The 4,393-nt window shown below is 51.4% G+C and carries 4 protein-coding genes; 2 read left to right on the top strand and 2 right to left on the bottom strand.

Annotation, left to right across the window (positions count from 1 at the left end; all coding sequences use genetic code 11):
* The first annotated feature begins 1,592 nt into the window (after positions 1 to 1,592).
* A complete protein-coding gene (locus B9A23_RS21905; protein WP_139797657.1) occupies positions 1,593 to 2,069 on the top strand; it encodes a hypothetical protein in 477 nt (158 codons plus the stop codon).
* A gap of 516 nt (positions 2,070 to 2,585) precedes the next feature.
* Here B9A23_RS21905 and B9A23_RS22605 read toward each other — a convergent pair.
* Entirely contained in the window at positions 2,586 to 2,960 is a 375-nt protein-coding gene (locus tag B9A23_RS22605; protein WP_139797656.1) for a hypothetical protein, read from the bottom strand.
* Between the two features lie 535 nt (positions 2,961 to 3,495).
* On the opposite strand from B9A23_RS22605, the gene B9A23_RS21900 reads away from it, so the two are divergent.
* Positions 3,496 to 3,981 carry a Ros/MucR family transcriptional regulator gene (locus B9A23_RS21900; protein ID WP_084281519.1) on the top strand — a complete coding sequence of 162 codons (486 nt, stop codon included), beginning with the start codon at positions 3,496 to 3,498 and terminating at the stop codon, positions 3,979 to 3,981.
* A gap of 70 nt (positions 3,982 to 4,051) precedes the next feature.
* Here the strand turns inward: B9A23_RS21900 and B9A23_RS23035 are convergent, their stop codons facing one another.
* Positions 4,052 to 4,207, bottom strand: a complete 156-nt coding sequence (locus B9A23_RS23035) for a hypothetical protein (protein ID WP_176218129.1) — start codon at positions 4,205 to 4,207, stop codon at positions 4,052 to 4,054.
* Between the last annotated feature and the right edge of the window lie 186 nt (positions 4,208 to 4,393).

Genomic DNA, 4,393 nt, shown 5'->3' with positions numbered 1-4,393 from the left:
GGCCCACAACAACCGCTCCTAAGCTCGCAAATAAGTGCGAACTTAAGACCGGTCCGTCATCCTACAGACAAGGCGGCTCTCAACGGATGCGTACAGACTTCACGTACACTCTGAACCAGATGTCAGGGGATCGCGTGCGTCCGATAGGGCTTCATCGTCATCTTTAGAGAGGAACTCGGCGAGTCTTTGGGGGCTCCGACTGTCACGCCTGATTGAAGCATACTTCAGTCTAACATGCGATGCAGCTAGGCGAAGGAGGCAACCTGGACCTGGATGTGCGTTAAGCAAAATTCGCATTAAGACGAAATGCTCATCTGCCAGAACTAGTCGCCATCGCGCTGAAGGCCCCGGAGTTGAAATTTGGCTATATAGACTTGTCGGCACTCCCCGACTTCACTTGCCCATCACCTTTGTGGACACCTCGTCGAATGCATGCAGTAAATTCGGGTGCGTCGGCACATAGTCGGATGATGCCATCTGTCCGGCCTCGATATGCAGCGCATTCGCAGCCGGCCAGCATCGGATTTCGCGACTGGATCCAATTCAGCTAAGCGCTTGAGTAGCGCTCGGACATTCACTGGCTCTTGCAGCCCCGTCTCGCCAAACGTAGTGCCATACCCTGCTTCGACCGCCTCCGTCTCCGGAGCCTATGGCTACGACCTTGGATTATGCCGCGATCTCCCCTGGAGCTCTGTAGTCCTCGTTCGTCGTCAGCAGCATCCAACCCCATACGCGCTATTTTGTTGGAGAGCGCGACCAACACCAGAATAAGCAATTTACGAACGAGCATACCTGCCAACAAAGAGCTGGCGGACGCACCTGATGCACCAGCGAGCTCCCGGAGATGACCAGCAATCATCTAATGATACGCTCGCCCATCTTCGAGATGCTGCCGAGCCGCTGTTTATCGCCAGTCAAGTCGCATCATTCTTCGATGTTTAACGAGCGGCTTCAAGAAAGCCGACCGGATCAGCGGAACTATATAGCCCAACTCCTGAAGCTAGCGCGCCCAGTGATGCGCCCCGCCGCACGCCCCGCGCACTACCACCCATCATGGCTGCCCAGCGAAGAGTTCAAGCAGCTTAAGCCGCGTCAGCTTCCTGCTAATCAGCATATTACCGCGCTCGCTAGGCCCATATGCGTCAAGAGCATCCTTGGCGATATCCGGACCATTTGTGGTAACTTCCGACATAGTCGCCTCCTTCGGTTGAAATTAACACATACACTATGGAACATCGATGCCGTCGGAGCGTCTACCTCATCAGCTAATGCCTGCCATGCCGGAGGTACTGTGTTGACACCAAATGTTCCATCCAACTTCGTCGGGAGCTGTCGGTAAGCGCATGATTGAGTGAGAATAAAGCTTACACGATAAACGGGCCGGCACCCCTTGCACTTTGCCAAAGGCAGAAATCAGAATAGCAAATTTATCCAGAATGCCCGACGACATTCGAGCTCGCTAAGATTCGCCGAGATTCTAAGTTTCATGTGACGGATAAGCGAATCTTGTCCTTGCATTATCGCTAAATGGGACCAACATAGGGATAACGAGATGCAATCAACTTAGGATAGTTGGCCCGGGAGAAACTTCCGTGAACGACCCCCACTCTTCCGCCCCATCTTCTTTGCAAACGCGAACCGTATTTCAGAAGGTCACGGGAGAAGTGTTAGCTCAACGGATTGAAGCCTTGGCGTTAGAAATCAGGGGCATCATCACCGCAGATTCTCTCTCGTTGGCAAGCACGGAAACACTAAGTACTCTCGCGATGACGTTGAATATGGTCCTAAGACGGATCGATGATATATTTGAGTATGATGGTTTTGTATTTACACCTTCATGCATGATACTTCTTGAGTTGTTTCAAGCGCGGACAAGAGGAAGCTTTATATCCGCCACGGCTCTTTTTAAGACTCTGAATTATGCGGCGCCCGTAACGTTACGATGGTTAGATTTTCTGGAGGGCCGCAATCTGCTTGAGCAAATAAGGCGTGGTGAGGACGACCACAGGGTTTACTTGACTGAAAAAGGCCATTTGAAAGTAGCGCAAGCGCTCCAGTTACTTCTTTAGTCCATCAGCTGTAACTCCGGACGAACGTTTATCGCATTATTATATAGGCTTGCGCACTTTCCAGAAACTCCGGACGATCTTCTTGTTGCAACTAGCATTTTCAAATCGTTCCGCGGCCAACCGCGAGCTTATGCGAACGCAAGCTCAGCAGAACATGCATTGCCTGCCCTACGGTCCTCTAGATAAATACCTTTGTTATTCGTGATTATCATACAGGTGATTGACACATAATCATTAGGCCGCGGATTGATAAACGTAACGCTAGAGCTCCCCTTGAAGCGAGTTGGACCATCGCGTGGGAACTTTCGGTCAATTCGTAGTGTCGGGTCACCACTGTGCGAGACTTCTTGGAAGTATATCCCAGTCCTCTTGCCGACTGGTTTGATCGTAACTATCATGTTCTTCGTAAGCGTCAGTTATGCTGAACCTTGCCAATAGAATTCTGACCATGACGGCTTTCTGTTGGCTCATAGAGAATTCAAACTTCAGTCAAGCACTCCAGCGAAATATATGCAATTAAAGACCCAATGCAGATTGCTGGCGAGCCGTGCGGACAAGCGATCTGAGAACCTGTCCCCTTGACTTTGACGATCCTGAATACACCCTAAGCAGCTCTGTTGGCGTTTGTGCGACCAAGCACTCCTCTGCATGCCTGAATCCGTCAGTCCACACCATCTCTTTTCTTTGGAATTCTTCAACTGCTTCAGTTTCGAGGATCTCAATTACGGTCTCGCGAACACGCTGTGCTGCCCACTGGTAATTCTCCAAACGTGCTTTGGCGAAAGCTTTAGCGATTGCATCAGGCCATTCACATTGCGGCACTGCTTGCAGAGACGTCAGAAGGTCCGCCGCAGCCAGACGATCAACTTCCCAAACGCCGGTGACATCCATTGCAACCTCTCATTTTTGCTTAACGCACCATGAACCTTCTTGGGGGTTAGAGCAACTGGCGGATCGCAAATTCTGAAGAAGAAAGGCGTCGCTCAGAGGTTTATTCTTTTTGACAACATTCGTGAGAACTGTGGAGTTCTCTTAATCATCAGCCATTGTAAGGCGTGCGGCGGTTCGGACGCTTAAGGGGTATACATGCGTGCGCAAGGATGCCCAGTTCAAGTTCGCCAGCCTTCTGAAATATAAATTGCAGTTAGGCCGATTTGCGCCGCACTCTTACTGCGTCAAACGGGCGAAGCGCTTACGCGGTGCTTTCAAACGCCTTGCATGAACGTTGCACGCTTTATGTATGGGTAACACTTAGAAATAGGGTGTAGCGCTTCAGGTTGTATTACGCCCACCCGTCAAGTGTATTTGGTTAATTGCATTTACAAGAATCTACTAACGGTTTATGAAATATACGGTCTAGTCAAGGGCCATATCTTGTATTAGTGCACGAAGGCAGTATGAGAGATATCTCGGGAGCGCAATAAGTATGTCTGGTGACCTTCAGGTAGAGCGGGAAACGCTGATAGCCCTAACCTCTGATATTGTGGCAGCACATGTGAGCAATAACAGCGTTGCTGTTGGCGATTTGCCTTTACTCATTTCGAATGTTTACACAGCCTTGGCCGGACTGAACGAGCCAGTTGTCGTTGACGAGGTTCGTCCAGAACCTGCAGTGTCGATTCGCGCTTCAGTAAAGAATGATTACATTGTCTGCTTGGAAGACGGCAAGAAACTGAAGATGCTCAAGCGTCATCTCATGACGCGCTATAACATGACGCCGGAGGAGTATCGCACACGTTGGAATTTACCAGCAGATTATCCGATGGTTGCTCCAGCTTATGCTGAAACACGTCGTGATCTTGCCAAAAGAATTGGCCTGGGTCGTAAGCCTGGCCAAAGCCCCGCACCGAAGCCCAAAGCGGCAAAGCGAGCAAAGAAGGCCTCCACTGCTGCGCAGGCGGCCGAGGCATAGTTGTCATCTCAAGCTCTCCCGGGAGATTCTTCTCCCGGGATTGTTCAGGCAAGTTAGAGAAGACACTATTTCAGCTATTTAGAAATGTCACCGCGTGATGCGGCAGGGCAGCCCGGACCAGGCGCCAACCATAGGCTTCGAACTCGTCAGTGATCGCGGCGAGCAATTCTGCGTCGTCGAGCCGTTGGGCCAGCTCGCGATAGTAGGTCGAGCGTGCGATGCCCATCAGCTGACATCCTCGTGCGACGGACATGCCGAAGGGCCGGTGACGACAGATGTAATCCCGTTTCTCGGACGGGGTGCACTTCGCAGAGCCCGGGACTGTCAGGATTTCCGTGTGCGGCCGGGCGGTTGATCATCAGGCCGCCATGGCTCTGATGAAACGTTCGCCGAAGATCACGGCAAATTGCGC

It is taken from the genome of Novosphingobium sp. B1 (genome assembly GCF_900176395.1).
Lineage (GTDB): Bacteria > Pseudomonadota > Alphaproteobacteria > Sphingomonadales > Sphingomonadaceae > Novosphingobium.
The sequence above is the reverse complement of the archived record's forward strand: the minus strand, read 5'-3'. Positions and strand labels throughout refer to the sequence as shown.